Raw genomic sequence first — 25,986 nt, 5'->3', positions numbered from 1 at the left:
ATATCAGCCTTGCCGGCGACCCTTCCGCGCGGTCATGTGTTCCCGCCAGATGGTGAAAAGACCGGCTGCTATGACGATGGCCGCGCCGATCACCATATTGGAAGTCACGACCTCGCCATAGATGGTAACGCCGATGATGGAGACGAGCACGAGCTGGTAATAGGAAAAAGGCTGCACGGAAGCCGCATCCGCCAGTTCGAAGGCTTTAATCAGGCAGTAATGGCCGCTCATGCCGGTAATGCACAGGGCCAGCATCCATCCCCAGTCATGGGGCGCCAGACTGACCCAATAAAACGGGCCAACCAGCGTCAGGGCGGCCGCGCCCGCCACGCCGGTATAAAAGAAGCTTGTCATGGCCGTATCGCTCCGGCTGCCGAGCCGCGTCAGCACACCATAAAGCGCCAGCATGAATGCGGCGACGAAGGTGATCAGCAGGCTCTTGTCGAAACCTTCGCCATCGGGTTTGAGAATAACGAGAACGCCGATGAAACCGACAAAAATAGCGCACCATCGCCGCCAGCCTACTTTTTCTCCCAGCAGCGGCACGGAAAGCGCCGCGACGATGAGCGGGGCGGAAGCGATGATGGAATGGCTGTGGGCAAGGCCGACGATTGCGAAGGAGAAAATCGAAAAGACGATCTGTACGGCAAGGAGGACACCACGGCTGATCTGCAACCAGGGGCGATTGGCGATGGCGGCACCGCGAATGCCGCCTGAAGACTTTGCCGCCATCAGCAGAACGAAAACGGCAAAGGCCCAGTAGCGCAACATGGCGACGAAGACCGGTGGATAGGCGCTGCCCAGATGTTTCGATATGCCATCCTGCGCCGCAAAGATCGTGAAGGCGACAAGCGCATAAAGAAAACCGGTCTTGGCTGATGGCATGGAAAAACCGCTGTCCGGAGTTTGCCGGCAAAAAAAGATTCGGCGTGAATGAGATGGATATGGCCATATGTTATGGCCGCACCTTGTCAGACAACCTTATTTTCCGAATAGCAGCCATGCAAGCCCGGAAGCAGCCTGTTGTGGATTCGAGCGCCGCGGATCAATGTGGGATCTGGACGATGTGCCCGATATGCCCGCTGGCGAGGCCTTGGGAAAGGCACGGCTGTCCGCCGTCGACAATTGCGCGGCGGACAGAGAGTTCGGCAAGACGCGCGGCGCTACGGCCGCTACCTCAGGCGATCGTCACGACCGTTTTCGACGTTGCGGATTTCAGCGCCGCATCGGCGAGCTTCAGCGCGATCAAACCGTCCTTGATGGAAGGAGAGGGCGCGGTGTTATTTTCAATGCTGTCGATGAAAGCAGTGATTTCCGCAGCATAGGCTGCCGTGTAACGCGTCATGAAGAAATCATGCAGCGGTGGCCGGGTGTAGCCATCCGCATTGGCGATTTCGATGGAAACCGGGCGCTGGTTTTCTGCCGCTGCCGAACCGAGCGAACCGTGTACCTCGATGCGCTGGTCGTAACCATAGGTCGCGCGGCGAGAGTTTGAAATAATCGCCTGCCTGCCGCTTTTCGTCGTCAGAATGATGCTGGCGCTGTCGAAATCACCGAGTGTGCCGATCTCCGGATTGACCAGAACGGAACCGGTGGCGAACACGCTTTCCACTTCCTCACCGAGCAGGAAACGGGCCATGTCGAAATCATGAATGGTCATGTCGCGGAAAATGCCGCCGGAAACCTTGATATATTCGGCCGGGGGCGGGCCGGGATCGCGACTGGTGATTGTCACCATTTCAACCTTGCCGATGCGGCCGTCGTCGATCGCCTTGTGAACAGCCTGAAAATGCGGGTCGAAACGCCGGTTGAAACCGAGCATGACCTTCGCACCGGTCTCTTCCACCACCTTGGCGCAGGCTTCCGCGCGGGCAACATCGAGATCAACGGGCTTTTCGCAGAAGATCGCCTTGCCGGCGCGGGCGAAACGCTCGATCAGATCCGCATGGGTGTTGGTGGGCGTGCAGATGATGACCGCGTCGATCGTTTCGTCGGCCAGAACCTCCTCGATTGTGCTGACCTTGCAGTGGGCCTCCCGCGCGATTGCTTCCGCAGCGCCGGCCATGGCGTCCACGACAGCCACCAGCTGCGCGCGGCTGTCGGTGGTGATCGCCTTTGCATGGACCTTGCCGATCCGTCCGGCGCCAAGCAGGGCCAATTTCGTAACCATTTTTCCTCCGGTTCCTTCACACGTCCGCCCGTCACTCCCGGAGAGGCAGAATATGAATGCAAACAATGTTTCGATATAGAATATATGTTCCATTTTGCTAGATCGACAGGCATGGCGTGTCAAGCGATTTGACGTCGCGAAGGGCAGCCGAAATCACGGCTCCGGAGGGTGTCGGAGAGATGCCGTTCGGCTTAAAATGGGCCGTTACAAGCTGGGCAGCAGGCGCAGCCCATCAGGCGGCGACGGGCGCCGATGCGGGATTTTGCGGAAGAGCGTAAACTTCGACCGGGGTTTCGAGGCCGCGCAACAGCCAAGGGCCCAGACTTTCGAACCCGGTCCCGTTGCCAGCCATGCGCACGAATTCTTCGGAGAAGAGAACGTTGCGCCCTGTTTCCTTGGTCAGCGTCTCAAGCCGCGATGCGATGTTGACGGCGGGTCCGATAACGGTGAAATCGAGCCGGGTTTTCGAGCCGATATTGCCGTACATGACATCGCCGACGTGAACGCCGATGCCATAACCCAAGGGGTCATGGCCTTTTTGCCGGTTGATCTCGTTAAGTGCGATCAGGCTCCGTTGCGCCCTGGCAATGGCCTTCAGGAGGTTTCCGCAAGCATCCGGGTTGCTGAGCGGGAAGATCGCCAGCAGCCCGTCGCCCATGAATTTCAGGATTTCCCCGCCAAATTCCTCGATCGGATCACACATGGCGTCGAAATAACCGTTCAGAAGCTCGATCACATCGTCACGCGGCCATAGATCGGAAATATGGGTGAAATTGCGCAGGTCGCAGATCAGGATTGCTGCTCCCACCGTCATGCCGCTGCCGCGTGTCGTGGCGCCGTTCAGGATTTTTTCGCCCGCATGTGGTCCCACATAGGTTTCCAGAAGGGTGCGTGTCATCCTGTTCTTCAGGCGTATCTCGCTCACCAGCGCGAGCGCGGGCAGGAGGTTTTTCAGCGCGACGATCTCTTCGTCGGAAAAGCCGCCGGGGCGATCGCTGGAAAACGATGCGACGTGGCGTTTGCCAAACGTGTGCTCGATAGGCCAGGCGCAATAATCCGTCAGCCCTTCCGACCGCAGCTCCTCATAGATCGTGTAACCTGTTTCGTCGATGGCGTCGACGTTCAGGCGATGCCGGATTTCGCTGGCGCCTTGGTGAATGTCCCTGATCGGGCTGTTGAGATATTCGGGGGTGTTTTCCGAGCCGTAGCCATAAGTGACGATCTCGGCTTCGGACATGCCGGCTTTCCATAAAATCCGCGCGCCCAGCCATTGCGGATGGCGGATACGGAAAGCCAGAACGCCGCGCGCCACCGAAATTCCGCTTGCCCGCAAGCGGTTGCAAAGCTCCACGAAGATTTCGTCGATGAAGCGTTCGTCCTTGGTGCCGGTGACCAGCCAGTAGAGAGTCTCGGTTTTCTCCGCCGGCCACAATTCAGCCAATGCTGAAGAAACCCGTTCTTCGGTGTCGAGCGTAAATGTCATGGCAGGATTCCGGAGGTTGTTGCTGCTCTCGGCGGGCGGGATACATGTCGAATGTCGCTGAACGTCCCCGCTCGCGAATTGCATGTGGTGCCGGATAACGAAAATGTTAAGGGAGCGGATGCGGAAAATGTTCCGAAAGAACCGGCAGCCTCCGGGCTGCGTGCGCCGCCTCGATGTTCCCGGGAACATCTTCCCGGCGGCGCTGAGATTTTTCGTGATCGATAGGAAAGATCAGATAACGGTTTCGACCGGAATATGCAGCGCGGCGGCAACACGCCGGATGCGCAGGGGATCGCTGTCCGTGCCGTCTTCCAGGGCACGTATTTCGCTCGTGGTGAGGCCACAGGTCACGGCAAGCTGCTCGATCGTATAGCCGGCAAGATTACGCGCTGCCAGGACCTTTTTGGCGAAAGGAGCATCGGTTTCGTGATCGGAATCGGGTTGTGAAACTGAAATTGTCATTATTGCATCTCCCTGATGATGGACACTTAAATGCGGGCGGCAGAGAAAAGTTGCCGGGCCAAATGCGACCGCGTTGCCGGAGAAGAAATCGGTGTTGCAACGCAGCGAGGAACATAGCCGCTTCGTTGACCTACGCAATAGTTAAATTTTGTTAAGATTCGTGATCGCCGAATTGACGAGGCACGTTTCCATGCGAAAGCGGCTGCGAAACGGTCCTTTTTACCTTCCGGATCGTCTGCGAGGGGCCGCTACAGCATGCCCCAGGCGCGGAAACGGCCGCGACCGGTAACCTCCCGCAATTCCAGCTGGTTGGCTAGTCCGATTGCGCCCTGTGGCGTAGTGCCGAGTTCCTTCACGATCATGGCTGCCGAGACCACGGGGCGGGAGACGACCAGCTCGACGAGTTCGGGCAATCGCGAAGAGGAACGGCGGCCGGCCAACTTGCGCATCATACGCTCCCGCGCGTGGCTCAGCCGGTCGTGTTCCTTCATGCTGGCCAGCGCCGCCTCATAAAAACTGTCGAGAAGCGCGAGGATGCGCTGTGTCTGGTTCCTGGCGTGCCGCCGCTCCCTCGGGATGGCACGAAGACCGGCGCTCAGGGCCGGCAGGTGATCGGGCGTGACGGCGCCATCGCGCAGAAAAGCGGAGGCCAGAAGCCGCCCAAGCCAGGGGCTGCGCTGGAGCACCTCTATCATGTTCCAGGAATCAAGCAGGATGGCGGTGCGCAGAATTGCCGGCAGTTCCTCCGTCCGCGACTGCACGTCCCACCATTCTTTCAGCCGTTCGTCTTCGTCCCAGTCAGGCTCGTTGATGAGCGCATGGCTTTCCTCCCTGTGCATCGACGGAAGCGCGTTTCCCGTGGTGATCGCATCGAGCGTGGCTGCGCTTCGCGCCAGAAGGGCGTCGAGTTCGGAAAAAGCGCCGTCCAGCGATGTCTCAGCCTCATGTGCCTCCTCACCCGCAGGCTGATCGACGGTCTGCCGTGCGGGCAGCATCTCTTCGGCGGCGGGCGACGCCCTGCCGCGCAGCCGGGAAAGACCCGGTGCAGTGAAAGCCCAGCCGGCCGCATTGGCAAAGATCAGCCGCCGCGAGCGGAGGATTCGGTGTGCCGCCGTCATTTCATGGCTTGGCGCACGCACATCCATATGGGCGTCATGCAGCACGAGGTCTTCCATGTGCACGAGTTCGCCGTCCACCCACATGGAGGAGATGGCGTCGGTGAAATCCTGCCTTTCGATGAAGCCCTGTTTCATCGGCGATCTGCTTATCCGCTCGTCCAGCCGCGCCAGCGCTTCGCCCGCGCGGGCGGCGGCGATGAGGAGCTTTTCGAGCTGGATGTCGGATATGTCGTAAATCATTGATATATTTTAGTTTGAGCTGGCGCGGCTTACAAGGCGGTTCAAGGTCGTCCAGTTTTCCTTCGATGGTTTCTGCCCAGCAATCGTGATAAAAACGGGTGGCGAAAATGCCGGGGAGGAGGAAGTCTTTCAGACGCCACGGCTGCTTTTTCAGCAATATTGCAACGCGGTATAAACTTGCGCATCGCAGCATGGCGGGTATATACCCTCGACAGGAGCGACAAATTATCACACCTTCCGTTCGCCCTTCCATCTCCAGACGAAGATGAATTGGAGTCAACCCGTGAATATTATGGCAAATGGTCCCGCCGCCGCGCCGGACCAGAAAACCCGTTTGAAATCCATTATCGGCGGATCGGCGGGTAATCTCGTCGAATGGTACGACTGGTATGTCTATTCGGCTTTCACCCTTTATTTCGCGCCAGTGTTCTTCCCCTCGGGCAATCAGACGGCCGAACTCTTGAGTGCCGCTGCCGTTTTTGCCGTCGGATTTCTGATGCGGCCCATCGGGGCCTGGTTCATGGGCACCTATGCAGACCGCAAGGGCCGCAAGGCGGGTCTGACCCTGTCCGTCACCTTGATGTGTCTCGGTTCGCTGCTGATCGCGATTACGCCCGGCCACGAAACGATTGGCATTGCCGCCCCCGCCATTCTGGTATTTGCAAGGCTGCTGCAGGGCATCAGCGTCGGCGGCGAATATGGCGCAAGCGCGACTTACCTCAGCGAAATGGCCGGCAAGAACCGCCGTGGTTTCTTCTCCAGCTTCCAGTATGTGACGCTGATTTCCGGCCAGCTCCTTGCGCTGGCGGTGCTTCTGGTGCTGCAGCGGGTCCTGACGCCGGAACAGCTCGGCTCCTGGGGCTGGCGCATTCCCTTCTTCATTGGCGGCCTTCTGGCGATTGCGGTGTTTTATATCCGCCGCGGCCTTGTCGAGACGCAGTCCTTCGAAAATGCCAAGACCGGCGCTGCCGACAAACCGAAGTCCAGCGGATGGGCGCTGTTCAAGCACTATCCAAGGGAAGCGCTGATGGTCATGGCGCTCACATCAGGCGGCACGCTCGCCTTTTACGCCTACACCACCTATCTGCAGAAGTTCCTCGTCAACACCTCGGGCTTCAGCAAGGAAAGCGCCACGGAAATTACCACGGCGGCGCTTTTTGTCTTCATGCTGTGTCAGCCGCTTGCCGGTGCGCTGTCGGACAAGATCGGCCGTAAACCGCTGATGGTGGGCTTCGGCATCCTGGGAACGCTGTTCACCTATGTCATTTTCAGCACGCTTTCGACCACAACCGATCCGATCATGGCTTTCGGCCTCGTGCTGATCGGCCTGCTGATCGTCACCGGCTATACCTCGATCAATGCGGTGGTGAAGGCGGAAATGTTCCCGGCCCATATTCGCGCGCTCGGCGTGGCGTTACCTTATGCGCTGGCAAACACCATATTCGGCGGAACGGCGGAATTCGTAGCCTTGAAGTTCAAGCAGATCGGCCACGAGAACTGGTTCTTCTGGTATGTGACGATCATGATCGCGTTGTCGCTGGTGGTTTACGTGAAGATGCGCGACACGCGCGACCACAGCCATATCCACGAAGACTGATCGGCTTACACAAAAACCAGCAAAGCCCCGTCCTTCCGGCGGGGCTTTTTCTTTTTTGCGTTCAGGCGGCTTCGCTAGGAATGATCACGCGGGCTTCAAAACCGTCCTGCTGACCTTCTGCGGGAGAGGAAAGCACCAGTTTTCCGCCGGTCTGTTCCACCAGGCTTTTGACGATGGCCAGACCTAGCCCGGTGCCGTCAGCCGTAGACTGGCCTCTGGTGAAACGTGTCGTCAGCTTGGGCAACAACACCGGATCGACGGTCGGCCCGGCATTTACGACGCGGATCGCGCCGTCTGTTTCCGCAATCACCTGCACGGGGCTTTTCGGCGGGCTGTGAATCAGCGCATTTTCGAGAAGGTTGCGGATGATGATACCGAAGGCATCCGGACCGATCCTGCCGGACAGGGCGCCTTCACAGCGATTGGTGAAGCGGATGCGAGACGCCCCTATCGCCGTCCTGCTCATATCGTCGATAACGAGTTCGAGCACGGGGATGAGATCGCTTGTCTTATCCGTGAGCCCGATCCTGGCTTCAGCCCGGGACATCTGAAGCAGTTTCTCGGCGAGGTGGGCGAGGTGCTGCAGGGATTTCTCGATGTTTTCAACGCGTGGCGCAAGCTCCGGGGGGATATCGGCGTGCAGCCGCTGCGCCTGCGCCAGCGCACCGGCAATCGGGGTTCGCAATTCGTGGGCGCTATTGGCGGTGAATTCCCGCTCGGCCTCGATTGTCGAGCGCAGCCGCCCAAGCAGCAGGTTGACCGATCGCGCAATGGGGTGCAGTTCGGGCGGGAAGGGCTGAGTTGCAAGCGGCGCGAGATTGCCGCCGTCCTTCTTGCCGATTTCGTCGCGTAAGGTTTGCACCGGCTGAAGCGTTCGCCGCACGACGACGATGACCGCAAAAATGCTGGCAGGAATGAGAATGAGCACGGGCAACACCAGCGCGGTGCCTGCCTCTACGATTGCCTCGCGGCGATTTGCGAAGGCATCGGCGACCTGCAGGAAATAGTTGCCGTCGGGTGAGGCGACCGTGAAGATGCGCTGCGACGAGGTTTCTGAAAAACCGGGGTCGAGCGAGACTTCGAAAGGCTCCGTCGAACTGTCATGCGAATGCAGCACGACCTGGCCTTCTCGGTCGCGAACCTGATAGGTCAGATATTCCGCTCCCTCCGCCGACTGGTTGAGCTTCTGCGAGGCCGGGGCGGTATTGTTCTCACGCAGGTCGTCGAGCAAAAGCGGCAGCAGTCTTTCCGCGGTTTCCTCGAGACCGGCATCGAAAATCTCAGCGAACTCGTCCTGCATCACCATGACGCCCAAACCGCAGGCGAGAAGCCATGATATGGCGACGACGCTGGTCAGCGCCATCACGAGTTTGCGGGTCATGCTGGTCGGTCTGGCCATCTGTATCTGCCTGGGGTTCGTCTATTTGATCGTGTAGCCAACGCCACGCACCGTCTCGACGCGGTCATGGCCGATTTTCTTGCGCAGCCGGCTGATATAGACTTCGACCGTGTTGCTCTCTATTTCCGCGCCGAATTCGTACAGAGTATCGTGCAGCTGCGCTTTCGAGACGACTGCGCCGGGATGCTCGACCAGTTTCTCCAGCACGGCCCATTCGCGGGCGCTGAGCGTCTGCGCCGTGCCATCGACCGTGATGTTGCGCGCTACCTGGTTGATCTCGATGCCGGGCAGGCGGATGACGGGGGCGGAACGCCCCTCGTAACGACGCGAGACCGCCAGCATGCGTGCTGAAAGTTCGTTGAGATCGAAAGGCTTGACCAGATAATCGTCCGCGCCGGCATTGAGCCCGGCAATCCGGTCGGAGACCTGGTCATGCGCCGTCAGAATGATGACCGGCGTGGCGTCGTCGCGCTTGCGCAGGCTTTGCAGAAGGGTGATGCCCTCGCCGTCAGGCAGTCGCATGTCGAGCAGGATCAGGCCGTAACCCATCGTCAGCGTCGCCGCCATGGCGTCGCCCAGCGTCTTGAACCAGTCGACAGCGTGACCCGCCGCGGCCACATGGTCCCGCAGCGCCTCCCCCAGCACATGATCGTCTTCAACAAGCAGAACCCGCAAGACAGCTCCCTCTATCGCGTCGTCTTGCGTATCTTGTTCTCCGGATAAGCGTCAAGCACTGTCTGTTCAGCTCGTCCGGCGTTGGGTACAGCGGCTGAAGACATCGAGCGAGGGATCGTAGACCGAGGTGGAGACGTTCATCATTCCAAGGATGCTGTGGAAATAATTGTCGTGCGAGCGCCCGCCCTCTGCCGCGCTTTTCGCAAGGCAGGCCTTGTCCAGTCCCATGGATTTGGCAAAATCGTCATCGAACCACACGAGAAACGGCACATGGGTCTGCTGGTCGGGCGCGAGGAGATAGGGCGCGCCATGCAGGTAGACGCCGTTCTCGCCAAGCGACTCGCCGTGGTCCGAGGCGTAGATCATGCCTGTTGCCAGCTTGTCGGAACGCGCCTTCAGCTTGTCAATCACGGTCGAGAGGAAGTGGTCGGTATAAAGAAGCGTGTTGTCGTAGGAGTTGACGATTTCGGCGTCGCTGCAATTGCCAAGCTCGGCGGTGCGGCAGTCCGGCGTGAACTTGCGGAACTCGTCGGTGTAACGCAGGTAGTAGGTCGGACCATGGCTGCCCATCTGGTGCAGCACGATGACACTATCCTTCTTGACGTTATCGAGCCAGGCGTCGAGCTTGTCGAAAAAGATGTCGTCGCGGCATTCCCCGCCGGTGCAGAAGCGGCTGTCATTGGTGGAAGGCAGGTCGAAATAGGGGATACGGTCGGCGACGTCCTTGCTGCCGGTATTATTGTCCAGCCAGGTCGCGCTGACCCCTGCATGGACGAGGACATCCATGACATTTTCATTCGCAAGCGCCTTCTTGTGGCTATATTGCGAGCGCGTGAATTGCGAGAACATGCAGGGAATGGAAATCGCCGTCGCGGTGCCACAGCTCGTTGTGCTGGGGAAATAGACCACATCGCGCTTCTTGAGCTCCGGATTGGTTTCCCGCCCGTAGCCATTCAGCGAAAAATTCGCCGCGCGGGCAGTTTCGCCCGCAACGATGACGGTAATGCGTGGCTTATGCACGTTACCCAATGCGGGCAGGACTTTGGCGTCCTTGCCGATTGGGCTGACCTGAATATCGACTTCCTTGCCGGCCTGCGTGAAATAATGCACCGTCGACATGATCGGTGACAACGGATTGACGCTCTTGACGATATCCTTGTGCTGGCGAATGGCGGTGGTGAAGGTCTTGGAGTTGGCGAAGCTGATGATGCCGGTTATGGCGAGGCAGACCAGGATGCTGATCGTGTTCCACAGAAGCTTGTCGAGGATCGGCCGGTGCCGGATGCGGACGGCGACGACGACGAGAGACGGCACCAACCCGTAAATCGCCATATGCCAGAGAAAGCCGGGCGTGATCAGATTGCCCGCTTCCGCCTGCGTCGTCTCCATGGCGTTGCGGATCATGTCGCTGTCGATGACGATACCGTAGCGATCCATGAACCAGGACGACGCCGCCGCCGCGAAGATCAGGACGATCAGAAACGGCCTGAGGAGATATTTGGCGGAGAAAATCGTGATGAGCGCGCCGAAAAAGGCGATCATGGCAACATAGAGCGCGACGATGGCGACCGGATAGGCGGAAAGATAGGTATGAACCTTCGACCAGAATGTCCGGTTCGTGAAAAACAGGAGATAAGCCGCCGTCAGCAGGCTCAGCGCCACGCTGCCGATTTCCGGACGATAAGTTGTTGTTCCCGTCGCTTTCGCGGTAAAAAGAGCCACTGCCAGATCCACCAAATTTTCGATAGGCCGGCGGCAAAGACAAGCGAGCGCAAACGCCCCTTTCCGGTTTGCCGCATGGGCCGGTCAATGGCGCATGCAGGATTTTGCTGACATCAACCTGAAAGCTTGTCATGAAAGTGTCATGTTGCATGGCATTGCCTCCATAGTGTGTGTGGCGCTGTTGCCGCGGAAAGACCATCAGTTGAGCCCGACAATGCCGGTTGCGGTGGTGCGCGTCGAAAATATCCGCGTTGCGCGGGCCGGCAGCAGGCTGCCGGCGGGCAGGTTCTGGAAGGTCACGGTTGCCCCGGAAAGGACAGTCAGGCAAAGATGTCCGCCATTGCCCACATAGATCGCGCGTGTGGCGGAAGGAAGCGGCTTTGCATCGTCCGGAACGACGTCAAAAGCGTGGGAAGCCGGTGATTCGAGGCCGGCGGCGTAGTGGTCGTAAATCTCAGCCATTGCTGTCTCCCATAAATCGAAATCTGTCGCGATTATGCAGTGGGCCGGGGCGGCGGGGAGATGCGGGGAAGGAGATTTTTGCCCCGGTCGCCGGGACGACGTCCGGCAGGCAGCCATCTGCCCGGCAATTCCGGGCGTTGCGGCGCACCGTTGTCGCTCCATCAATTCCGCGCGACGGAGGGCGGCGGATTTTTCGTCCCCGGCGAACAAGGTGCGACACGGATATTTCCTTCCACGCGCCTCAATTGCGGGCGTGGAGAATGAAGGCCCTGACGGCGGGGGAGGCTTCGGTTTTCCGGTGGGCGATGGCGAGGTCCGACGTCGTGGCGCTTGCCGCAAGCGGTACGTAGCGCACGCCGGGCAACCGCAGGCAATCAAGCGAGCGCGGCACCAGCGCAATGCCAAGGCCAATGGCCACCATGCTGACAATGGTCGTGTAGTCCCTGCCTTCCGGGCTGATTGCCGGCTGGAACCCGGCTTCGTTGCAGGCCTCGATGGTGTTGTAATGAAAGCCGACATCCGGCGGCTGCCTCGGCGTGATGAAGGTTTCACCGGAAAGATTTTTCAGATCGACCTGCGGGGCAAAAGCCAAAGGATGGTTTTCCGGCAGCGCTGCCATCAAGGGCTCCCGCAACACCACGTGGGTTGTCACACCTTCCGGAACAGGGGCGGGCGGGCGGATAAAGGCGAAATCCAGATTGCCGTCGGCAATCCTGGCCAGTTGCAGCCGCATTTCCATCTCGATCAATTGCAACTCCACATCGGGATGGGAGGCGCGGAAACTGGCGATCGACTGTATCATCAACCCGGAATAGGCGGCGGAGGCGACATAACCGATGGAGATGCGCCCGGTTTCGCCGCGGCCGACACGCTTCAGCGTTGCAAGCGTCGCCTCGGCATTCGAAAGGATTTTCCGGGCATCCTCATAAAGAAGCTGGCCGGGCATGGTGAGCTTCACCGACCGCCTTGTGCGATCAAGCAACGGCATGCCGACGATCTGTTCAAGCGCCATGATCTGCTGGCTCAAACCCGGCTGGGCAATGCCGAGGCGGGCAGCGGCGCGCTCGAAATTGCGCTCGTCCACCAGCGTGGTGAAATAGCGCAGATGCCGCAGCTCGAACACGTCAGCCCGGTTCGCCGGTTTTCTGCCCATTGTCAGCGCCTTTTTGGCAGGTTTTGAATAATTCCAAACTATTATGGAGAGAGATTTCATAACCAAAAATTATGAAAAAATCCAGTTTCACTTATTGGATCGAAATCCACACCTTGCGTAATAAGATGACTTTAATTCTCCAGTAAATGACTGCCTATGGCTGGTGCGGGTGACGAGGGATTTTGGCGTGCAGGGAAAAATCAAACACATTTCCATTCTGGCTGGTGGCTGCGCCGCCATTGCTTATGTGGCGTTCCTGACCCCGGCTTCCGCCCTTGCTCAGGACGCCGGAACCACGGTGCTGCAGACCATCACCGTTGACGGCGCGAAAAATCAGGACCCCAAGGCGCCCGTGAAGGGTTATGTGGCAAAAACCAGCGCCAGCGCCACCAAGACAGGGCGATCCCTGATCGAGACGCCGCAATCGGTATCCGTCATCACCAGAGATCAGATGGATGCGCAGGATGTCCGCAATCTCGGCGAGGCGCTGAATTACGTCCCGGGGGTGGTTGCGCAGCCGTTCGGCGCCGATCCGCGTTTCGATGCGCCGCGCATTCGCGGCTTTCAGGGGAATCAGCTGCAGTTCCTCAATGGTCTGCGGTTGATGCGGACGGCCGGTGCGCCTTCTTTTGAGGTCTACGGTCTGGAGCGCGTGGAGGTCATTCGCGGGCCCGCTTCCGTGCTCTACGGGCAGGGCAATCCCGGCGGCCTTATCAATCTCAGCAGCAAACGGCCGACCTTCGAACGGTTCGGTGAAGTCGGTGCGCAGATCGGCAGCTTCGATTATTATCAGTCGATGTTCGATGTTGGCGGCCCGGTGGCGGATAGCGACAGTTTCGCCTATCGCCTGACCGGCCTTGCGCGCAACGCCCATGCCCAGACGGACAATTTGCAGAACGACCGTTATTTCATCGCGCCGGCTCTCACATGGCAGCCGGACGAGGATACGAAGCTGACTGTTCTTGCCTCCTATCAGCACGACAATCCGAGTTCGCCCTCCGGCCTGCCGCCGGCGCTGACCTATTTCAGACCCGGCAATATGCTGGACCGCAGCTTTTATGTCGGTGATCCGTCCTTCGATACATCAAACCGCAAGTTCACCAATATCGGTTATGAATTCGAACACCGCTTCGATGAGACCTTCACCTTTCGTCAGAATGCGCGTTATTCCAATTTCGACTGGTCCTACCGCGCGCTCGGCATGTCTTCGACCAGCGGCGGCATGATAGGCAATCTCATCCGTCGCAATGCGACGTTCCAGGACGAGCTGCTGAACACCTTCAACATCGACAACAGCCTCCAGGCGGATTTTTCCACGGGGCCGATCGATCATACCCTGCTTGTCGGGCTGGATTACCGCTATTTCGACAATAACGTCAAAACCGAGTTCTGGGCCGCAACGCCGCTCAATCCCGTCAATCCTGTTTATGGCGGGCCGATCAGCCTTACCTCGCGCACGCTTTATGCCGATGTGAAGACCGATATTTCCCAGATCGGCCTTTATGCGCAGGACGAGATGGCGATCGAGAACTGGCGCATCACTGCCGGCCTGCGGCAGGACTGGGCAAGCACCAGCGGCACGACCTTCAATGGCACCACCTATCGCACGCTCGACAAGGATGACCACAAGCTGACCGGTCGTGTCGGCGTCAGCTATCTGTTTGATGGCGGGATCGCGCCCTATGTCAGCTATGCAACCTCCTTCGAGCCGGTGCCGCAGCCGGCTGTCGGTGATGCGCCAAAACCGACCACCGGTGAACAATGGGAAGCGGGTGTCAAATACCAGCCGGAAGGTTTCGACGGTTTCTTTTCGGCGGCGATCTACGATCTGAAACAGAAAAACGTCACAACGACGGTGGGTGGCGTGACGCAGCAGATGGATGAGGCGCACGTGAAAGGCCTAGAGCTTGAAGGCGTTGCAAGCCTTGTCGACGGGCTCGACCTGCGCGCGGCCTATACCTACATGGACAGCGAGGTCTCCGGCCGTGTGAATAATGGGAACGAGCTTGATAGCACCCCCCGGCACGCCGCCAGCCTTTGGCTCGATTACACCTTCCCGGAAGATACCGCGCTCGAAGGTTTCGGCATCGGCGGCGGTATTCGTTACGTTGGAAAACGTTATGGCGATGCCGCCAATACCTTTGAGATGAAGGGGCTCGCCCTGCTCGATCTCGGCGTGCATTACGAGAAGAACGGCTACCGCGCCTCGCTTATGGTGCAAAACTTGACTGATAAAGAATATATTTCTAGTTGCTCCACTTTCGGATGCTATTACGGTGACGGAAGAACGGTCATGGGCAAGCTGACCTATCGTTGGTAACGCCACATCTAAGTGAAACAGCAGGGGCATGACGCGCAAGGATCGATGGATGTCTCCCGTTTGGGGACGGCGGGAGTTTTTGGCCCTGCTCGCTGCTGCGGCCTTTGCTGGCGCGACGCGGGCACAGTCGACCCCGCGCATTGCCGCCATTGACTGGGCGATGCTCGAAACAGCCGTGGCCCTTGGCGTCATGCCGGTAGCGGCGACCGAGCTTATCCAGTTCCGGGCGGGTGCGGTGGAGCCCGAAATCCCGGAAACCGTCGCCGATCTCGGCCTGCGCGGCGCTCCGAATTTCGAGCTCCTGCAACTGACCCGACCCGATCTCATTCTGATCTCGCCCTTCTACACCCGCTACACCGGCAGGCTTGAAGCTATCGCGCCGGTCTTCTCGTTGCCCTTTTACGCAAAGGGCGAGCCGCCTTTCGCAAAGGCGCTGGCGGCAGTCACGGCGCTTGGTGAAAAGCTCGGGCGGGCCGAAGAGGCGCGCAGGGTTCTGGGTGAAACGGAAGCGGCGCTGCACGCCATGCGGACCCGCCTCGCCGGATTTGCGGCGCGGCCGACCTATGTGATCAATATCGGCGACGCGCGGCATTTTCGCGCTTTCGGTGCGGACAGCATGTTCGGGGATGTTCTTGGCCGGCTGGGGCTCGCCAATGCCTGGGTGGATCGCTCGCAATTCACTTTCGCGGCTCCGGTCCCGATTGAAAACCTCGCGGCCTCGCCGGATGCCCGCATCGTCGTCGTCTCCGATATTCCGGTCGAGGCACGGGAAACGTTGCGCAACAGCGCAATCTGGCGGGCACTGCCTGCCGTGCGGGAAAACCGCGTTGTGACGCTTGCCAATGTCGCCCCCTATGGCGGCATCACCGCCGGCATGCGTTTTGCGCGGCTTCTGACCGAAGCGCTTTCGGTGCGGGGGGAAGCCCTGTGACGGCGCGCCCTCTCCAGATTGTCCTGGGGCTGCTGTTCGCTCTCGCCTGCGGGCTCTCCTTGCATGCAGGGCTGCTCCGGCTGCCGTTCAGCGCATGGCCCAGTCCACCGTTCGATGCTGCCAGCCTGTCGATGGATCAGGTGATTTTCGCCTTCAGCCTGATGCCCCGCGTGGCGGTTTCCGTTCTGGCGGGCGCGATGCTCGGTCTGTCCGGGGCGCTTTTCCAGCAATTGCTGCGCAATCCGATTGCCGATCCTTCGACGCTCGGCATCTCGGCCGGCGCGCAACTGGCCATCGTCATCGCCACCCTGTTTTTTCCGTCTGTTCTGGACGGCAACCGCGCCCTGGTGGCGCTTGCCGGGGCCGCTGCGGCCGCGGGTATTGTCTTCCTGCTTGGCTGGCGGCGCTCCTTCGAGCCGGTGACCATGGTGGTGTCAGGATTGCTGGTCGGCATCACCGCCGCTTCCGTTTCCGCGGCGCTGACGCTCGCGCAGGGCGAATATCTGATGTCTCTGGTGGTCTGGAACGGCGGCTCGCTCAGCCAGCAGGACTGGTCGAACGCCCTGTCTCTCACCTGCCAGCTTCTGGCAGGGCTCGTTCTGACCGGCCTGCTGATAAGGCCTTTGACGGTTCTCGGTCTCGGCGATTCCGGTGCTCGATCGCTCGGCGTATCGCTGTTTTCGATCAGGCTCGCGGTTGCGGCCGTCGCGGTCATGCTGGCCGCCTTCGTTGCTTCTGCGGTCGGTCTCGTCAGCTTTATCGGTCTTGCCGCACCGGCACTCACCCGGGCGCTGGGCGTGCGGCGCTCGTCTTCCGTTCTGTTCGTTTCGCCGCTGCTCGGCGGTCTGCTTCTATGGTTCTGCGATAGTCTGGTCCAGCTTCTGGCAAGCACGACGGCGGAAGTTTTTCCAACGGGAGCGGTGACGGCCCTGATCGGCGGTCCGCTGCTTCTGTGGCTCCTGCCGAAAATCCGGCCGACAGACGTGCAGCGCGGTGAAGGCGTCGAGCTTGCGACAAGACGCCGGCTTACGTCCCTGCTGCCTGCACTGGCCATCATGGCGGTGCTGGTGTCTGCCGCACTCGCCGTTGGCAAGGGACCGGATGGCTGGGAAATGCTGAAGGCGGACGATCTGCAAAGCCTGTTGCCGTTCCGCTGGCCCCGGCTACTGGCCGCCATGGCCGCTGGCGGTCTTCTCGCGATGGCGGGTGCTCTTTTGCAGCGACTGACAGGCAACCCGATGGCGAGCCCGGAGGTGATCGGCGTCAGCGGCGGTGCGGGCCTCGGTTTTGCCGTCGCCATCACCATTTTTCCGGCAGCAGGCCTGCTGGAACTGTTTTGCGGCGCCGGCATCGGCTCGGCGGTCGTCATGATCCTTGTGCTCTTCTTCGCCGTGCGCAGGCACCTCCCGCCGGAAAAGATACTGCTCGCGGGCATTGCCGTCAGTTCGCTCTGCTCGGCGGTGCTTTCGGCGCTGCTTGCCATTGGCGACCAGCGGGCATGGCAGATTCTCGCCTGGCTCAGCGGCTCGGGTTCGACGGCAACGCCGGCTTCGGCGATCTTTCTCGCCGTTCTTTCCATCGTGCTTCTGGCGGGAGCGTTATCGGTCACGCGCTGGCTGACGATCCTGCCGCTTGGGCGGGATGTGCCGCTCTCCCTCGGCCTGCCGCTCGGCGCTGCGCGAACCGCCGTCATCGCCGTGGCCGGCATTGCCACCGGTGCCGCCTCGCTGCTGGTTGGTCCCTTGAGTTTCGTCGGGTTGATGGCGCCCCATATTGCGCTGCGCTCCGGTTTCACAACGCCACGTGACCATCTCTTCGCCTCCTTCCTGTTCGGCGCGGTGCTGATGGCGCTTTCCGATCTTGGCGCGCGGACGGTGACCTTTCCCTATGAACTGCCGCTCGGATTTTTTGCGGCGCTTGCCGGCGCGCCCTATCTGATCTGGCTTTCAGGCAGGCGATGATGAATTTTTTGAAAGATGTATGGAGATGAGAAGCATGGGTCAGGCAGCGCCCGCAGTCGGTTACGATGATATGCCGCTTTTTTCTCTGGATCGCGTCACCATGGAAGTGCCGGGCAGGACATTGCTGCAGCCGCTGACGGCCAGTTTTGCAACCGGCAAGACCATCGGCCTGATCGGCCATAACGGTTCGGGAAAATCCACGCTGCTGAAGATTCTCGCACGGATACAGGAGCCGACGGCGGGCCGGGTGTCCTTCGAAGGGAAGGCGCTTGCCGCCTGGGGCAATCGGGAATTTGCGCGAAAGCTCGCCTATCTGCCGCAATATACGCCGGCCGCTTCCGGCATGCTGGCCAAAGAACTGGTTGCACTTGGCCGTTATCCCTGGCACGGCGCGCTGGGCCAGTTTACGAAGGCGGATCAGGAAAAAGTGGACGAGGCGATCGAGCTTACCGATACCGTTGCCTTCCGCGACCGGCTGGTGGATACGCTTTCGGGTGGCGAGCGTCAGCGCGTCTGGCTTGCCATGCTGGTGGCCCAGAATGCCGAAAGCCTGCTTCTCGATGAACCCATCTCGGCACTCGACCTGGCGCACCAGATCGAGGTGCTTTCGCTGGTGCAGAGACTGTCGCGTGAAAAAGGCCTTGGCGTCATCGTCGTGCTGCACGACGTCAACATGGCGGCACGCTTCTGCGACGAGATCGTCGCGCTGCATTCCGGCCGATTGATTGCCCGGGGAACGCCGGAAGAGATCATGACGCCGGAGACGCTGGAGCGCATCTATGGCGTGCGAATGGACGTGATGACCCACGCCGCCACCGGCCTTCCCGTGGCCCTGCCGCTCTGATGTTGTTGCTGCAGAACCACGCCCGCCAAACGCTTGCTGTTGATGGTGATTCCGCACGCATTTCCCGCCCTAACAATGTCTTAATGGCATCCTACCGCCATCAGACATTGTTAACCGTTCGGCTTTCATCGCCTCCAATTAAGTTGTTTTGGATCGATTTCAGGGAACAAACGTTAACAGTGCGGAATTCAATATCCGGAGAGGGCAAGAAGGGCTGCTGCGGGTAGGAATAAAACAGGAGATAATCAGATGAAAAAGGCTGTTGCCGTAACTTTTGCCGCATTGACGATGGGCCTTGGCGGAACCGCATCCGCACTCGCTGCCGACCTTGCACGATACGAGCCGGCTCCGCAGGAGCAGGACGATCGCAACGGCGTCAAGATCGGTTACCTCACCTGCGATATCGGCGGCGGCGTCGGTTACGTTCTCGGCTCGGCCAAGGAACTGGATTGCACCTTCCAGTCCACGATCGGCGCACGTCGTACCGACCATTATAGCGGCGCTATCCGCAAGATGGGCGTTGACCTTGGTTTCACCACGCAGGGCCGTCTGGTCTGGGCCGTTTTCGCCCCGACCGCCGGTTACCACCGCGGTTCGCTCGGCGGCCTCTATCAGGGCGCAACGGCTGAAGTCACCGTCGGTCTCGGCGTTGGCACGAACGTTCTCGTCGGCGGTACTTCCGGCTCGATCCAGCTGCAGACAGTGAGCGTGACCGGCCAGGTTGGCCTCAACCTCGCCGCCACCGGCACCTCGGTGACGCTGACGGCCATGAACTGATCCGGCTGATGCCCGGAGGCTAGAGCCGGGCATTAGGTCGCATGACAAAACACGCCCTCTTCGTTGTCAGACGCAGAGGGCGTTGTATTATCAGGGGTATGATGTCCCCGATCAAAAAAGTCCCGGCCGCGGTCGCATTCATCCTCCTCCCGGCGTCGAGCGCTTTCTCCGAAGGCGATGCTGCGCATGGCGAGAAGGTTTTCAGCCGCTGCTCCACCTGCCACAGCATCGACGCGCCGCGCACCCGCATGGGGCCGCATCTGATGGGCGTGGTCGGAAGACCCATCGCATCTATCGCTGACTACAGCCACTATTCACAGGCGCTGAAGGATGCTGGAGCGGCAGGCAGGGTTTGGTCGGAGGAGGAGTTGCAGAAATTTCTGTCCAGTCCGAAGAAGGCGCTCCCGGGAAATGCAATGCGCTTTTTCGGCCTCTGGAGCGAGAGTGATATCGCCGATCTCATCGCTTATCTGAAAACCCGTCCGCTGCCACAATAACGTCAGAGCGGTGCTTCCGATAAAATATCTTCCGCTTCTTCCGTCGTCATCGACATAACCTTCGACCCGATTTCGAAACCAAAACCATTGCGGGCAAATGCCGAAAACTCCTTTGCCTTGCGCTTCTCATCAAGCTCGACCCGACGGTAAGGGCCAAAAGCGCGTTTTCGCGCAAAATTGATGGCTGCGACCAGATCGTCGGTTTCCTGAAGGGCGACGGCTGCGGTCTCCCGGTCTATCCCCTTAAGCTGAAGCTTTTGCGCCAGCCCCCGTTTCGATTTGCCGCTGCGCTGCCCGCTTCGCACGGTGATTTCCGCAAAGGCTGTATCGTCAAGCGCCTTGATCTCATAAGCGAAACGCACCGCGAAATCGCCAAGCGCCTTTATCTGCGCGGCGCCGATATCCTCGAATTTTTCCCGTGCCTTGCGCATGATGGCGTCGCGCAGCTGCTTTTCCGTCATCATGCGCTGTTCCAGCCGGTATAGAGCGGAATTGCGTGCCCAGGAGAGCATGCGGCTGGTTGGTTCAACGGCCGGGGCTTTGCCGTCGAACTCCATATCGTCAGTCAGGAAAAGGTTGGAATCGTCACTCATCGGCCAATTATAGCGCTCTGAAGCGATCTTGCCACTTCCTGCCAGACCAGCGTTTTCGGATTTCAGGGTGTCTGTGCACCGGTTGCGGCGACATAGACCGAATAGAGCGATTTTGTCGCGGTGATGAACAGGCGGTTCTTTTTCGGCCCGCCGAAGGTGAGGTTCGCCACTGTCTGCGGCACCTTGATCTTGCCGATGAGCGTGCCGTCAGGCGCAAAGCAGTGCACGCCGTCACCGGCGCTCGTCCACAGATTGCCGGCCGTGTCGAGGCGAAAGCCATCTGGCAGGCCATTGTCGATATTGCAGAATTCCCGGCCGTTGGCGAGTTTTACGCCATCCACGACGTCGAAGACGCGGATATGGCGGGGTCGGGTGACATCGTGGCTGTAGGAACTGTCGGCAATGTAGAGCTTCGTTTCGTCAGGCGAAAATGCGAGGCCGTTCGGCTGCACGAAGTCGTCGATGGCGATGTCGATCTTTCCGGTAGCGGGATCGAGCCGGTAGACATTGCGGGTCTTCTGCTCCGGCTCGGCCTTGTAGCCCTCGTAATCGGACAGAATGCCGTAGGTCGGGTCGGTGAACCAGACGCTGCCATCTGATTTCACCACCACGTCATTGGGTGAGTTCAGCCGCTTGCCGTAGTAGCTATCGGCAAGGACGGTGATCGAGCCGTCGACCTCGGTGCGGGTGACGCGGCGGCCTCCATGTTCGCAGGACACAAGACGTCCCTGCCGGTCGCGGGTGTTGCCGTTGGTGAAGTTGGAGGGCTGGCGATAAACCGAGATTCCGCCATCCGGCACCCAGCGAAGCATGCGCTCATTGGGGATATCGCTGAAAAGCAGGCAGTTCAGGTCGGCGAACCACACCGGTCCTTCTGCCCAGCGGCAGCCCGAATAAAGCTCTTCCAGCTCGGCATTGCCGACGATCAGGTGGCGGAAACGGTCGTCGTGAATTTCGTAAGGTGAAGTCTTGTCTGTGGTCATGAGCGTGGTCCGCTTTGGCTTGTCGTTCGGGGTCAGCGCGTGGCCTTCGGGCCACTCGCCAGAAGAATGACGGAGATGATGATGAGACCGGTGAGGATGAGGCGGATGCCCGCGCCGAAACCATAGGTATTCAGCATCGAGACCACCAGGAACATGAAGAGCGATGCGCCCCATATGCCGGGCACGTTGGAATCCCCTCCCGCCACCGCTGTGCCGCCGATGACAACGACGGCGATGGACATCAGCAGATATTCCGAGCCCATGTTGAGCGCCGCACCGCCGGAGAAGCTGGCGAGCAGATAACCGGCAATTGCCGCCAGCACCGCACAGAGGACGTAGGTGACGAAGCGTGCGCCATCCACGGGAATGCCGGTCATGCGGGCAGCGAAGGTGCTCTGGCCGATGGCGGCAATCCAGCGTCCGTAGAAGGAGCGGTCCAGCAGCAGCCATGCAATGACGGAAAGCAGCAGGGCGACCAGGGCGACGTTGGGAATGCCGAGAAAACTCGATGTGGCGAATGTGGCCAATGTTTCCGGCGGCTTGATGCGCAGGCCGCGGTTCGACCAGATGGCGATGGACTGCACGATGAAGCTCATGGAGAGCGTCGCGATGATCGGCGGGATGCGCAGGAGCTTGATCAGGGCATAATTGCCGATGCCGATGGCGATACCGATGAGGATGGCGATCAGCAATCCCGGCAGAATGAGGCTGTCCGATACATCCATGAACTTCAAGGCAAGCGTCCTCGACAGCGTCATCGTCGCGGGAACGCAGAGGTCGATATTTCCGGGCCCGAGCGTGATGACGAACATCTGGCCGATGCCGACGATGACAGAAAAGGCCGCGAAGGTGAGTGCTGCGTGCGACAGGCCGAATGAGCTTGCGCCGCCAGTGAAGAGCACGGTGATGATCCACACCGCAATGGTTGCGGCAAAGGACCAGATCCACGGTTTTCTGGTGAGGGAAGAGAGCCCGTTCATTGGTTTTTCTCCCGCTTTTCGAGACGGTTGAGCAGGATGCGCAATGCCAGCACGATGATGAGGATTGCCCCTTGCGCGCCAATCTGCCAGTCCGGCGAGATGCGCATGAAGGAGAGGAAGGAGCCTGCAAGCGTCAGCGTCAGCGCGCCGATGACGGCACCGATGGGCGATACTCTTCCGCCGACGAATTCGCCGCCGCCGAGGATGACGCCGGCAATCGACAGCAGCGTGTAGCGCAGCGCGATATTGGCGTCGGCCGATGTCGTCAGGCCCACGAGGGCGATACCGGACAGCACCGCGAAGAAACCGGCCAGCGCAAAGGTGGCGGCGCGGATGCCGATGACTGACCAGCCGGAACGCTCGACAGAGCGGAAATTTCCGCCGACGCCGCGCATCAACACGCCGAACGAGGAGCGCATGACGATGTAGTGGGCGATGACCGCAATCAGGATACTGGCGACGATCGCGATCGGCACGAAAGGCGGTTTTGCCGTCATCAACGTGCGGATGAAGGCAGGCGCCTGGCCGCCGGGCGAGGGGAGAATGAGCACGGCGAGGCCGCCCCAGACGAAACTCATGCCGAGTGTGACGACGATGGAGGGCAGGGCGCGGATATGGATGATGGCGCCGAGCAGTGCATAAACCGCGATCGCCCCGGCAAAGATCGCAATACCGAGCAATGGCGTCGTTTGCAGGAAGGTCGCGGTGACGCAGGCGCAGAAACTGACGAAGGTGCCCATCGACAGGTCGAGATCGTTGACCGACATGATGAGCATCTGCGCAATGGTGGCGAGTGCAATCGGCACTGCCAGATTGAACAGGAGGTTCAAGCCGGTGTAGCTCATGGCACGCGGCTGCATGTAGAAGACCGCGGCGAGCAGGAAGGCGAGCGAGGCGGCGGGAATGATGAGGCGGAGCGCGTTTGCCGAAAGTTTCATGCGTGGTCTTCTCCGGCAAAGGAAGCGGCCAGCACATTCTGCTCGGTAACGTCGTCGCCGACGAGTTCCGCCTGGATGGCGCCGTCGCGGAAGACATAAACCCTGTCACAGAGACGGATTTCATCCATCTCGGTCGAGTACCAGATGAAGGTGCGGCCGTGAGAGGCTTCAGTTCTCAAGATATCGTAGACCTCCTGTTTGGTGCCGATATCGACGCCGCGCATCGGATCGTCCATCAAAACGGTGCTGGCGGAGGTGGCGAGCGCACGGGCAAAAAGCACTTTCTGCTGGTTGCCGCCGGAGAGAGACAGGATCTTGTTGCCCATGTCGGGCGTGCGAATTTCGATGCGCTTTTTCCACTGCGCGCCCAGTTCGCTCTCCTTGCTCCTGTCCACAATGCCCGCGGATGAAATATCCCGCAGCGACGCGATGGAGAGGTTCTTCAGGATGCTCCACAGCGGGAAGGTGCCGTTGAGGCTGCGGTCGCCCGCGACGAAAGCGATATCGGTCTTGCGCGTCGGCAGCCAGCTGCTGTTGCGGGCAAGATAGAGGTCGAGAAGCGCTTCGGTCTGGCCATGGCCGCCGAGGCCGGCAAGGCCGATGATCTCTCCGCGGAAAGCCTCGAAGGCAAGGCCTTCGCCCCGGCGCGCCGGCATGGAAAGCATCTTTTCGCCAGCCTTGCGGCTCTCACCCTTTTGCCTGTCCTGCGGCTTGACGACGCTGCCCATGGCCTCCACCAGCGTCCGCGTGGTGAATTCGGCGGCGGGCCGGTTGGCCACCACGCGGCCATCCTTCATGACAACGATGCGGGTGGCGGTTGAAAGAATTTCACCGAGAATATGCGAGATCAACAGAACGGAGCCGCCGGTGCGCACAAAACGCCGGACATAATCCATCAACTGTTCGGCAAGGCCCGCGTCTAACGAGGATGTCGGCTCGTCGAGAATGACCAGCCTCGGGGCTTCAGGCGTGCGGCAGAAATTGATGGCGATTTCCACCATCTGCCTCTCTGCAATCGAAAGCTCGGCAATCGTCAGTTCGCAATCGATGCCGTGGCCGGGAAAAATCTCGTCGAGCGTCTGGCGGATCATGGAAAGAGCGCGCCCGCGCCAGTTCCGCCCGTTCATGGCGGCATGCATGATGCGGACGTTTTCGCTGATTGTCAGATTGGGGCAGAGCGAGAGTTCCTGAAAGACGCAGCGCACGCCGCTCGCACGCGCAGCGGCTATGCCGTGGCGGTTCTGGTTCCCACGATAGGAAATGGAGCCTTCATGCGGTGTGAGCCCGCCATTGATGACATTGACGATGGTGGATTTGCCTGCGCCGTTGTGGCCAACGAGCCCGAGGCATTCCCCGGCGCGGATGACGAGATCGGCCCCATCCAGCGCCCTGACCGCGCCGAACACGACCTTCACGCCGCGCGCGGCGACGACTTCTTCCGCCTCGATGATGTCATTCATGAGCAATTACGCCAGTGATCTGAAATTGAATGTAGGCATCACTGCGGCGCTTCCTTCGAAAGCGCCGCAGGATCAGGCAGGAACCGCGGGTTACTTCGCCGCGGAAATCACCTTCTGGGCATCCTCAAGCGAATATTCCACATTCGCCACGCCACCCTTCTGGGTGTTCTTGAGGTTGTCCTCGAGATTGGCCTGGTCGATGCGCAGGAAGGGCACCGTCAGGTCCTTCTTCACATCCTTGCCGTCGAGAATTTGCTGCGCCACCCAGAAAGCCAGCGTCGAAACACCGGGTGCGATGGAGACGGACATGGTCTCATAGCCGCTCGCATCCTTCTGCTGTTTCCACCATTGCAGCTCGTCTTCGCGGTTGCCCATGACGATGGTCGGCGTCGGGCGCTTGGCGGCGGCAAAAGCCTGGGCCGCACCGTAACCGTCACCACCCTGCGTTACGACGGCCGCGATCTCGGGAAGGCTTGGCAAAATGCCGGCAACGGCGCGCTGGGCGACATCCTGTGCCCAGTCGCCATTGACCGAACCAACGATCTTGAATTGCGGGTTCTTGGCGACGGCGTCGACAATACCAGCATGGATTTCGTCATCCACGGAAACACCGGCCAGGCCGCGAATTTCGAGCAGGTTGCCGCCCTTCGGCATGGCCTTGGCAAGGTAGTCGATCTGGCTTGCGCCCATGGCCTTGAAGTCGACCGCAATGCGCCATGCGCAAGGCTCGGTGACGATGCCGTCGAAGGATACGACGGTGATGCCGGCATCGCAGGCTTCCTTCACCGCGCCGTTGAGTGCAGTCGGCGAAGCGGCGTTGATGACGATGGCGTCGTAACCCTGCAGGATCAGGTTCTGGATCTGCGCCGCCTGTTCGGTCGCCTGGTTTTCGGCTGTCGTGAAGGCGTCAGCTGCGGCCACCTGCTTGTCGGCAACCGCCTGCTTGGTGATCTTGTCCCAGCTGGTCAGCATCGCCTGACGCCAGGAATTGCCTGCGTAATTGTTTGAAAGCGCAATCTTTTTTGCCGACGTATCGGCATGAGCGGTGATCGGCAGCGCTGCACATGCGACAGCGGCCGATGCCAGAAGCATCTTCCTGAAAGCCATTTGATTTCCTCCCTCGTGGCTTGCCCTTTTCGAGCCCGGAATTCTCGCACGCCGCAAATCTCCTCGGCGGCAGGCGGAATTCCTTTGCACTGGAGCTCCTTTCCCCAGTAGAAG

General features: G+C 60.0%; 23 protein-coding genes. 7 read left to right on the top strand and 16 right to left on the bottom strand.

Annotated elements, in window-relative coordinates; genetic code table 11:
- Positions 1–3: 3 nt before the first annotated feature.
- The 5 genes from EGT36_RS20435 to EGT36_RS20410 all read right to left on the bottom strand — a co-directional run bounded on the left by EGT36_RS20435 (position 4) and on the right by EGT36_RS20410 (position 5,473).
- Positions 4–885, bottom strand: coding sequence for a DMT family transporter (locus EGT36_RS20435; protein ID WP_004437576.1), 882 nt, complete (start codon positions 883–885; stop codon positions 4–6).
- A 292-nt stretch (positions 886–1,177) separates the two neighbouring features.
- Positions 1,178–2,170 (bottom strand): inositol 2-dehydrogenase, encoded by a 993-nt coding sequence (gene iolG / locus EGT36_RS20430; protein ID WP_112637385.1) that lies wholly within the window; start codon positions 2,168–2,170, stop codon positions 1,178–1,180.
- Between the two features lie 232 nt (positions 2,171–2,402).
- Positions 2,403–3,653 (bottom strand): adenylate/guanylate cyclase domain-containing protein, encoded by a 1,251-nt coding sequence (locus EGT36_RS20420; RefSeq protein WP_125270927.1) that lies wholly within the window; start codon positions 3,651–3,653, stop codon positions 2,403–2,405.
- A 231-nt stretch (positions 3,654–3,884) separates the two neighbouring features.
- The gene (locus EGT36_RS20415; RefSeq protein ID WP_004437583.1) at positions 3,885–4,115 is read right to left on the bottom strand and encodes a helix-turn-helix domain-containing protein; all 231 of its coding nucleotides are present in this window, start codon (positions 4,113–4,115) and stop codon (positions 3,885–3,887) included.
- A 248-nt stretch (positions 4,116–4,363) separates the two neighbouring features.
- Positions 4,364–5,473: an RHE_PE00001 family protein gene (locus EGT36_RS20410; RefSeq protein ID WP_108081731.1), complete on the bottom strand. Its 1,110-nt coding sequence runs from the start codon at positions 5,471–5,473 to the stop codon at positions 4,364–4,366.
- A gap of 292 nt (positions 5,474–5,765) precedes the next feature.
- On the opposite strand from EGT36_RS20410, the gene EGT36_RS20405 reads away from it, so the two are divergent.
- On the top strand, positions 5,766–7,070 hold the full coding sequence (locus tag EGT36_RS20405) for an MFS transporter (protein WP_006698138.1): 1,305 nt from the start codon (positions 5,766–5,768) through the stop codon (positions 7,068–7,070).
- Between the two features lie 61 nt (positions 7,071–7,131).
- Here EGT36_RS20405 and EGT36_RS20400 read toward each other — a convergent pair whose 3' ends face one another.
- From EGT36_RS20400 to EGT36_RS20380, 5 genes are all read right to left on the bottom strand, one after another.
- Positions 7,132–8,469: a sensor histidine kinase gene (locus EGT36_RS20400; RefSeq protein ID WP_125270926.1), complete on the bottom strand. Its 1,338-nt coding sequence runs from the start codon at positions 8,467–8,469 to the stop codon at positions 7,132–7,134.
- 21 nt (positions 8,470–8,490) lie between these two features.
- Entirely contained in the window at positions 8,491–9,144 is a 654-nt protein-coding gene (locus EGT36_RS20395) for a response regulator transcription factor (protein WP_004437591.1), read from the bottom strand.
- Between the two features lie 66 nt (positions 9,145–9,210).
- The gene (locus tag EGT36_RS20390; protein ID WP_125270925.1) at positions 9,211–10,878 is read right to left on the bottom strand and encodes a phosphoethanolamine transferase; all 1,668 of its coding nucleotides are present in this window, start codon (positions 10,876–10,878) and stop codon (positions 9,211–9,213) included.
- A 186-nt stretch (positions 10,879–11,064) separates the two neighbouring features.
- Positions 11,065–11,328, bottom strand: coding sequence for a spike base protein, RCAP_Rcc01079 family (locus EGT36_RS20385; RefSeq protein WP_125270924.1), 264 nt, complete (start codon positions 11,326–11,328; stop codon positions 11,065–11,067).
- Between the two features lie 241 nt (positions 11,329–11,569).
- Entirely contained in the window at positions 11,570–12,481 is a 912-nt protein-coding gene (locus EGT36_RS20380; protein WP_125270923.1) for a LysR family transcriptional regulator, read from the bottom strand.
- 187 nt (positions 12,482–12,668) lie between these two features.
- Between EGT36_RS20380 and EGT36_RS20375 the strand changes: the two genes are divergently transcribed.
- The 6 genes from EGT36_RS20375 (at position 12,669) to EGT36_RS20350 (ending at position 19,811) form a co-directional block, all read left to right on the top strand.
- Positions 12,669–14,801, top strand: a complete 2,133-nt coding sequence (locus tag EGT36_RS20375; protein WP_125270922.1) for a TonB-dependent siderophore receptor — start codon at positions 12,669–12,671, stop codon at positions 14,799–14,801.
- Between the two features lie 28 nt (positions 14,802–14,829).
- Complete coding sequence (locus EGT36_RS20370; RefSeq protein WP_172965681.1) at positions 14,830–15,732, top strand: iron-siderophore ABC transporter substrate-binding protein; 903 nt, start codon at positions 14,830–14,832, stop codon at positions 15,730–15,732.
- Positions 15,729–17,693 (top strand): Fe(3+)-hydroxamate ABC transporter permease FhuB, encoded by a 1,965-nt coding sequence (gene fhuB / locus EGT36_RS20365; protein WP_125270920.1) that lies wholly within the window; start codon positions 15,729–15,731, stop codon positions 17,691–17,693. Before EGT36_RS20370 ends, fhuB begins: the two co-directional genes overlap by 4 nt.
- A gap of 34 nt (positions 17,694–17,727) precedes the next feature.
- Positions 17,728–18,537: an ATP-binding cassette domain-containing protein gene (locus EGT36_RS20360; RefSeq protein ID WP_022563412.1), complete on the top strand. Its 810-nt coding sequence runs from the start codon at positions 17,728–17,730 to the stop codon at positions 18,535–18,537.
- 249 nt (positions 18,538–18,786) lie between these two features.
- Positions 18,787–19,314, top strand: a complete 528-nt coding sequence (locus EGT36_RS20355; RefSeq protein WP_004437608.1) for a DUF992 domain-containing protein — start codon at positions 18,787–18,789, stop codon at positions 19,312–19,314.
- Positions 19,315–19,412: 98 nt separating this feature from the next.
- Positions 19,413–19,811 carry a c-type cytochrome gene (locus EGT36_RS20350; protein WP_172965680.1) on the top strand — a complete coding sequence of 133 codons (399 nt, stop codon included), beginning with the start codon at positions 19,413–19,415 and terminating at the stop codon, positions 19,809–19,811.
- Positions 19,812–19,813: 2 nt separating this feature from the next.
- Here the strand turns inward: EGT36_RS20350 and recX are convergent, their stop codons facing one another.
- The 6 genes from recX to EGT36_RS20320 all read right to left on the bottom strand — a co-directional run bounded on the left by recX (position 19,814) and on the right by EGT36_RS20320 (position 25,872).
- Positions 19,814–20,404 (bottom strand): recombination regulator RecX, encoded by a 591-nt coding sequence (gene recX / locus EGT36_RS20345; RefSeq protein WP_004437614.1) that lies wholly within the window; start codon positions 20,402–20,404, stop codon positions 19,814–19,816.
- Positions 20,405–20,466: 62 nt separating this feature from the next.
- Entirely contained in the window at positions 20,467–21,387 is a 921-nt protein-coding gene (locus EGT36_RS20340; protein WP_022563414.1) for an SMP-30/gluconolactonase/LRE family protein, read from the bottom strand.
- A gap of 32 nt (positions 21,388–21,419) precedes the next feature.
- Positions 21,420–22,367 (bottom strand): ABC transporter permease, encoded by a 948-nt coding sequence (locus tag EGT36_RS20335; protein ID WP_125270919.1) that lies wholly within the window; start codon positions 22,365–22,367, stop codon positions 21,420–21,422.
- Complete coding sequence (locus EGT36_RS20330; protein ID WP_004437626.1) at positions 22,364–23,305, bottom strand: ABC transporter permease; 942 nt, start codon at positions 23,303–23,305, stop codon at positions 22,364–22,366. Before EGT36_RS20330 ends, EGT36_RS20335 begins: the two co-directional genes overlap by 4 nt.
- The gene (locus tag EGT36_RS20325; RefSeq protein ID WP_125270918.1) at positions 23,302–24,765 is read right to left on the bottom strand and encodes an ATP-binding cassette domain-containing protein; all 1,464 of its coding nucleotides are present in this window, start codon (positions 24,763–24,765) and stop codon (positions 23,302–23,304) included. The genes EGT36_RS20330 and EGT36_RS20325 overlap by 4 nt, the downstream gene beginning before the upstream one ends.
- 90 nt (positions 24,766–24,855) lie before the next feature.
- Entirely contained in the window at positions 24,856–25,872 is a 1,017-nt protein-coding gene (locus tag EGT36_RS20320; protein WP_004437634.1) for an ABC transporter substrate-binding protein, read from the bottom strand.
- Between the last annotated feature and the right edge of the window lie 114 nt (positions 25,873–25,986).

The sequence above is a fragment of the Agrobacterium sp. FDAARGOS_525 genome, from assembly GCF_003938925.1.
GTDB lineage: Bacteria > Pseudomonadota > Alphaproteobacteria > Rhizobiales > Rhizobiaceae > Agrobacterium > Agrobacterium pusense.
This window is presented reverse-complemented; position numbering and strand designations above follow the sequence as displayed.